This window comes from Rhodanobacter lindaniclasticus, from assembly GCF_004799035.1.
GTDB classification, from domain to species: Bacteria; Pseudomonadota; Gammaproteobacteria; order Xanthomonadales; family Rhodanobacteraceae; genus Rhodanobacter; species Rhodanobacter lindaniclasticus.
Genome location: NZ_MWIO01000037.1, coordinates 40,548 through 46,731, shown reverse-complemented (window position 1 = coordinate 46,731; position 6,184 = coordinate 40,548). Strand labels below are relative to the sequence as shown.

The window sequence follows — 6,184 nt, the reverse complement described above, 5'->3', positions numbered from 1 at the left end:
AAATGCGCTCTGGCCGGAACAAGCGGGCGAAGCGCCAGTTGATCGCCATTGAGCGTAACAGATCAGGAAATGCGCTCTGGCCGGAACGATCGTTCCGGTGTAGACGACGGCGCCGGTGAGCGTAACAGATCAGGAAATGCGCTCTGGCCGGAACGGTGTTCGGCGACGTGACCCATGCCGCGTTGAGCGTAACAGATCAGGAAATGCGCTCTGGCCGGAACTCGGGGTAGCCGGCATAGGCCGCGCCGCGAGAGCGTAACAGATCAGGAAATGCGCTCTGGCCGGAACTCGACGGGCATGTCGGTTTCGTCAGCCAGGGAGCGTAACAGATCAGGAAATGCGCTCTGGCCGGAACCGACCTGACGCTGACCCAGCTGCAGGCGCTGAGCGTAACAGATCAGGAAATGCGCTCTGGCCGGAACTAGCCGTGCAGTACCTGCGGTGCGGGGTACGAGCGTAACAGATCAGGAAATGCGCTCTGGCCGGAACCGTGGCGGCGCTCGCAGGGGTTGGGGCTGGGAGCGTAACAGATCAGGAAATGCGCTCTGGCCGGAACGGACTCCTGCATGAACATCCGCTGCAGGATGAGCGTAACAGATCAGGAAATGCGCTCTGGCCGGAACTAATATGTCGTCTTGCACTTGGGCAGGTTGGAGCGTAACAGATCAGGAAATGCGCTCTGGCCGGAACTTTTTCGCCGATGGTTTCTTCGCCAGCTTCGAGCGTAACAGATCAGGAAATGCGCTCTGGCCGGAACATGTCCGGGGAAGACTGGACCACGGTCATCGAGCGTAACAGATCAGGAAATGCGCTCTGGCCGGAACATGAGTTCAACTCGATCATGGAAGGCGCGCGAGCGTAACAGATCAGGAAATGCGCTCTGGCCGGAACGTAGTGGCCATAGATGGCCATGATGGCCTCGAGCGTAACAGATCAGGAAATGCGCTCTGGCCGGAACTGGCCCGCCTTGAGCTTCGTGCGGGTCAGTGAGCGTAACAGATCAGGAAATGCGCTCTGGCCGGAACGACGTGGCGAACATGGCGATGATGCTGCTGGAGCGTAACAGATCAGGAAATGCGCTCTGGCCGGAACTCCCGAGTCCGCCACGTCGATCAAACGTGAGAGCGTAACAGATCAGGAAATGCGCTCTGGCCGGAACATGACGCTGGCCCTTTCGCCGGAGCGTGAGGAGCGTAACAGATCAGGAAATGCGCTCTGGCCGGAACTGTCGAACTGCGCGATCGGCAGCTTGGCGTGAGCGTAACAGATCAGGAAATGCGCTCTGGCCGGAACTAGGTTGAATCGGCGCATCGCAACCTGTCGGAGCGTAACAGATCAGGAAATGCGCTCTGGCCGGAACTACATGCTCAAGCACGACCTCAAGCTGCCCGAGCGTAACAGATCAGGAAATGCGCTCTGGCCGGAACATGACGCTGGCCCTTTCGCCGGAGCGTGAGGAGCGTAACAGATCAGGAAATGCGCTCTGGCCGGAACGTCTGGGTGCTGGTGAAAATGTCGATGGGGGAGCGTAACAGATCAGGAAATGCGCTCTGGCCGGAACGTAGGCCTTGGCTTCGTCGCTCACGACGACGAGCGTAACAGATCAGGAAATGCGCTCTGGCCGGAACGGTTGTCTGGATCAAGCCGCGACCGCGAAAGAGCGTAACAGATCAGGAAATGCGCTCTGGCCGGAACCAGGTAGGCCGCCACGGCCGTGTCCGGGTAGAGCGTAACAGGTCAGGAAATGCGCTCTGGCCGGAACCGGCGATCTATCTTGGCGCGACGAAAGTATGAGCGTAACAGATCAGGAAATGCGCTCTGGCCGGAACCGTCGGCGCTGGTGGTCCGACCGGGCTGGAGAGCGTAACAGATCAGGAAATGCGCTCTGGCCGGAACGAGCGCGAGGAACTGGCCCGCATGCGCGCCGAGCGTAACAGATCAGGAAATGCGCTCTGGCCGGAACAAGACCCGTGGCCAGCTCAAGCGCTGAGTAGAGCGTAACAGATCAGGAAATGCGCTCTGGCCGGAACTGGCCAGGGGCAGCCTGCTCGGCATCGCACGAGCGTAACAGATCAGGAAATGCGCTCTGGCCGGAACGCCCGTCGCGAACCAGACGTCAACATCCGTGAGCGTAACAGATCAGGAAATGCGCTCTGGCCGGAACATCCGTCTGCGCACTCTGCACCGCGTCTTGGAGCGTAACAGATCAGGAAATGCGCTCTGGCCGGAACTCGGGATTGCTTGCGTGGATCGTGCGATTCGAGCGTAACAGATCAGGAAATGCGCTCTGGCCGGAGCGATCGGATGCATTTCAGTGGCCCGTATTCTTGCAATCAGCCGACCTCGATTCTTTCAATCAGCCGCCGTTGGCGGCTGCTCCTACTCACCCCATCGCGATTTTCAATTCCTCTCGCTCTTCTGCGCCAGACCCTTGGCGACCGCCTCGTCCAGCAACTGCGCCATCTGCTGCTCCGCCTTGGCCGAGGCTTCCTGCTGGCGTTCGCCGAGGGCGGCTTGTTGCTTGCCGAGCGCGGCCTGTTGCCGGCCCAGTTCCGCCTGTTGGGTGCCCAGGGCGCTCTGGCGTTCGGCGACGTCGGGTTGCTGCTTGTCGAGCGCGGCGCGGGCGGCGTCCAGTTCGCGCTCCCGCGCGGCCAGGGCGGCGGCGGATTCGCCGGAGTGGGAGCTGGCGGCGAAGGCGGCGCGACGGGCGGCCAGTTCGGCGGCTCGGCCGGCCAGTTCGGCCTGTCGTCCGGCGAAGCGGCCCTGCTCGGCGGCGATGCGGCCCTGCTGTTCGCCCAGTCGGCCCTGTTTCTCGCCCAGCGCGCCTTGCTGCTCGCCCAGCTTGCCCTGCTGTTCGGCCAGGGCGGCAAGCGGTGCGTAGATCGTCTTGGCCCGTTCGAGGGTGGCGCGGTCGCGGATCGTCCAGGAGATGTCGCCGCGGCGGAACCACAGCAGAGGCTCGCCGTGCTGGCGCAGCCGACGCACGGTGGCGAGGTCGGCGTCGGTGCCGTTGACGGTGGTCGAGTTGCCGTCCAGCAGGGCGAACGCATAGCCGGTGTCGTCGTGGGTGCTGATCATCATGTGGCTGCCCATGCCGGTGATCGGTGCGGGCGGTGCGGGAGGAGCCGGCGGTGCTGGCGGTGCCGGTGGAGCGGCCGGCGCGACCATGGCGGGCAACGCGGGCGCGGTGGCCGGTGGCGGTGCGGGCGGAGCGGGCGGCGGCGGCGCCATCCACGCGGTGGAAGCACTGCGCGCGGGGGGCGTCGGCTGATCGGACGCCGCGGCGGTGACGCGATACGGCAGCACGCCGGCGATCGCGATCACGGCCACCAGCAGCCAGCCCTGCACGCGCTGGCGGGGAAGCATCGGAGTGTTTTGCAACATGGTCAGTCGCCTCTTGAGGTTGCCGAACGAGGGGGACGCGCCGGCCAGGCCGGCACGCAGGGGATGCGCCACGCCCAGCTGCAGCAGCAAGCGGCCATAACGCTGCGGTTCGATGCCCGGCTGCGCCAGTACCTGCGCGTCGCACGCCGCCTCGCGCGCCACCGCGTACTCGCGCACCGCCCAGGTCACCAGCGGATGGAAGAAGAACAGCCGCTGCGCCAGGGCCGGGATCAAGCCCAGCCAGAGATCGCCGCGCCGTACGTGGGCCAGTTCGTGGATCAGCGCCAGCGACGCTTCGCCGTCGCTCAACGTCATTTCGGCCGGGAGCAGGATGGTGGGATGTCGCCAGCCGAGCACCTGCGGCGACGCGATCGCGGCGGAGGCGCGCAAGATCGGCGTGCGCCGCAGACCCAGGGCACGCGCCCGCGTCGCGCATTGCGCTTGCAGCGATGCGTTGGCCACCGGCGCGGATTCGTGCAGCAGCCGGCGCGCCTGCCAACCCTGGCGAACGATGGCCGGCAGCTGCGCCAGCAAGCCCGCCAGCCACAGCAGGGCCAGCACCAGCGACGCGTGCGCCCACCAGTGGGAAGCAGCGGGCGGCGTCGGGGTCGGCGCGCGGCGCTCGTGCGGCGCCGCCGCGACGGTCGCGGTGGCATTGACCAGCAGGTTGGCCGGCGCAGGCGTCGATACCACGGCCGCGTCGAGCGTGCGTTCGACCACCGGCGGCGACAGCAGCCGCAATTGCAGCGGCGCATGCCAGACCATGCCGATCAGCAACTGCGCGCCGACCAGCCACCACAAGGTGCAACGCATCGCCGCCGACAGCCGGGGCAGCGCTCGCACCAGCAGGGCAAGCAGGGCGATCAGGATCATCGCCTGCAGCGAGGCCCAGCCAAGCCGGGTGAGCAGCGATGCCGCGATGTCGTGGATGGCCATGTCAGGACTCCCGCCGCCGGTCCTGCAGCTGCGCCACCAGCGCTTCCAGCTCGGCCAGCTCGTCGTCGCTGACTTCGGCGCGCTCGGACATCCAGGCCACGAACGGCGAGACCGAACCGCTCAGGGTCTTCTCGACGAAGCTGCCCACCGCGCTGCGCATCGCCTCGCCGGGGCCGGTGGCGATGCTGTAGCGGAAGATGCCGCGCAGCTGCTTGCGCTTGAGATAACCCTTGCCGCGCAGGCGTTCCATCATGGTCAGCACGGTGGAACGGGCCAGACCGCGCGGCTCGCCGAAACTCGCGGCCACCTCGCCGACCGAGGCGGCGCCGCTTTCGTCGATGTGCTGCAGCAGCGCCAGTTCCTGGTCGCCGATGGAAGGTTTGCGCATGGCCGTTTCCGCTTGACTACAGATGTAGGCAAACTACGCCATGCCTACATCTGTAGTCAATAGCCCTGGCGGCCACCCTGCCGAAGGTCATGCAGCGCTCTACGGTGTCCCCACGCGGGTCGCCTGGGTGAAGATCACCTGCCAGCGGCCGTCGCGCTCGCGCCAGATGTCGGCGAAGCGCAATCGCGCCTTGAACGGCTTGCCCTCGCTGGTGCCCTCCAGCGTGACCACGCCGCCGAGCACGGCGCCGCCGGGCCAGTGGCGCACGACCTCGTGCTCGATCGTGAACGGTTTCAGCGAGTAGCCGGGGGCGGTGTAGTCGCGGATGAAGTCCGCCTTGTTCTCGACCCGGGCGCGGCTGTTGAACAGCACGTAGTCGTCGGCGAGCAGGCGTTGCAGTGCCGCGCCGTCGCCCTCGACCTGGGCCCGGTCGAACGCGGCCACCGCGCGGGCCAGCGCGGGCGGCAACGAGGCGTGCGGCGCGGTTGCCGCGGCGGGAGCGATACCCAGCATCAGCGCGAGCAAGGTGGCGGACAGTTTCATGATGGCCTCCGGCAAAGGCCCGGCGACCGGCCGGGCATGGCGCCGACGCTAGGACTCCGGCCGGTGTGCCGCTATCAAATTCTTGCCCGTGCGGACCAGCACCGACGGACGCAGGGTCTCGCGCGCAGCGCGCGGGGTCAGTCCGACATGACGTCGGAAGGTGGCGCCGAAGTGGCTCTGATGACTGAAGCCCAGCTCGCTGGCCAGTGCGGCGAGGTTGTCTGCACCGTGGGCGAGGCGGTCGAGCGCGAGTGCGATGCGCAAGCGCGTGCGGTAGGCAACCAGGCTGCTGCCGCAGGCGCGGCGAAACAGGCGGGAAAGGTGGAACGGCGAGCAACCGGCATGGGTGGCCAGGTCGGCCAGGCCGACGGCCGCGGTCGGGTCGGCCAGCAGCACTTCACGCACGCGACCAAGCCGACGCCGGGTGGCATAAGACAGCGGCGCGATGCTCGCCGCCGTATCGTGCCGAAGCACGGCGGTGCAGAGCTCGGCGGCTGCTTCTTCCACCCGCAGACCGTCGCGCTCGCCGCGGGCGAGTGCCGCGTGGAGCGCACGATGCCGGTACTGGTCGATGGCCTGGACCGGCCGCGCCGCGTCGGCCGACCCGCGCAGGCGCCGGCCGAACAGCGCCTCCTCGTGTGCGGGCGCCACCTCGAAACCACTGCCGGCGTCGCCGCCCTCGAACGGGTGCGAGATGCGGTAGCTGTCGCCGGCGCGGTAGAGCAGCGCGGTGGCGGGGTCGCCCACGTATTCCGCCCCGCGCAGGTGGTAACCGAAGCCGCCGCGCCGCAGCAGTACCAGGTGGGTGCGCTCGTCGCTGCGTTCGCAGCCGCAACCGCCGCGCGGGTGGCTGCAGTCGATGTCGGTGATCCGCAGCAGCGGACTGTCGAACAGCACGGTGAGACGGGAGGCGCCCATGGTTCGCTCGCTCGA

The 6,184-nt window shown here is 67.0% G+C and carries 4 protein-coding genes and 1 CRISPR repeat array; all 4 genes read right to left on the bottom strand.

Annotated features, from left to right (window positions below; genetic code table 11):
- Window positions 1–50: 50 nt before the first annotated feature.
- Window positions 51–2,298: direct repeats of the CRISPR family, unit length 37 nt; unit sequence GAGCGTAACAGATCAGGAAATGCGCTCTGGCCGGAAC.
- A gap of 102 nt (window positions 2,299–2,400) precedes the next feature.
- Window positions 2,401–4,320: a M56 family metallopeptidase gene (locus tag B1991_RS13565; protein ID WP_136259212.1), complete on the bottom strand. Its 1,920-nt coding sequence runs from the start codon at window positions 4,318–4,320 to the stop codon at window positions 2,401–2,403.
- Between the two features lies 1 nt (window position 4,321).
- Window positions 4,322–4,708 (bottom strand): BlaI/MecI/CopY family transcriptional regulator, encoded by a 387-nt coding sequence (locus B1991_RS13560; protein WP_136259211.1) that lies wholly within the window; start codon window positions 4,706–4,708, stop codon window positions 4,322–4,324.
- A 99-nt stretch (window positions 4,709–4,807) separates the two neighbouring features.
- Window positions 4,808–5,251 (bottom strand): nuclear transport factor 2 family protein, encoded by a 444-nt coding sequence (locus B1991_RS13555; RefSeq protein WP_136259210.1) that lies wholly within the window; start codon window positions 5,249–5,251, stop codon window positions 4,808–4,810.
- A 48-nt stretch (window positions 5,252–5,299) separates the two neighbouring features.
- The gene (locus B1991_RS13550) at window positions 5,300–6,169 is read right to left on the bottom strand and encodes a helix-turn-helix transcriptional regulator (protein ID WP_136259209.1); all 870 of its coding nucleotides are present in this window, start codon (window positions 6,167–6,169) and stop codon (window positions 5,300–5,302) included.
- Window positions 6,170–6,184 lie beyond the last annotated feature (15 nt).

Coding starts and splice junctions, on each gene's coding strand:
- B1991_RS13560 (WP_136259211.1), bottom strand. CDS start 4,708: ATGCGCAAACCTTCCATCGGCGACCAGGAACTGGCGCTGCTGCAGCAC.
- B1991_RS13550 (WP_136259209.1), bottom strand. CDS start 6,169: ATGGGCGCCTCCCGTCTCACCGTGCTGTTCGACAGTCCGCTGCTGCGG.
- B1991_RS13555 (WP_136259210.1), bottom strand. CDS start 5,251: ATGAAACTGTCCGCCACCTTGCTCGCGCTGATGCTGGGTATCGCTCCC.
- B1991_RS13565 (WP_136259212.1), bottom strand. CDS start 4,320: ATGGCCATCCACGACATCGCGGCATCGCTGCTCACCCGGCTTGGCTGG.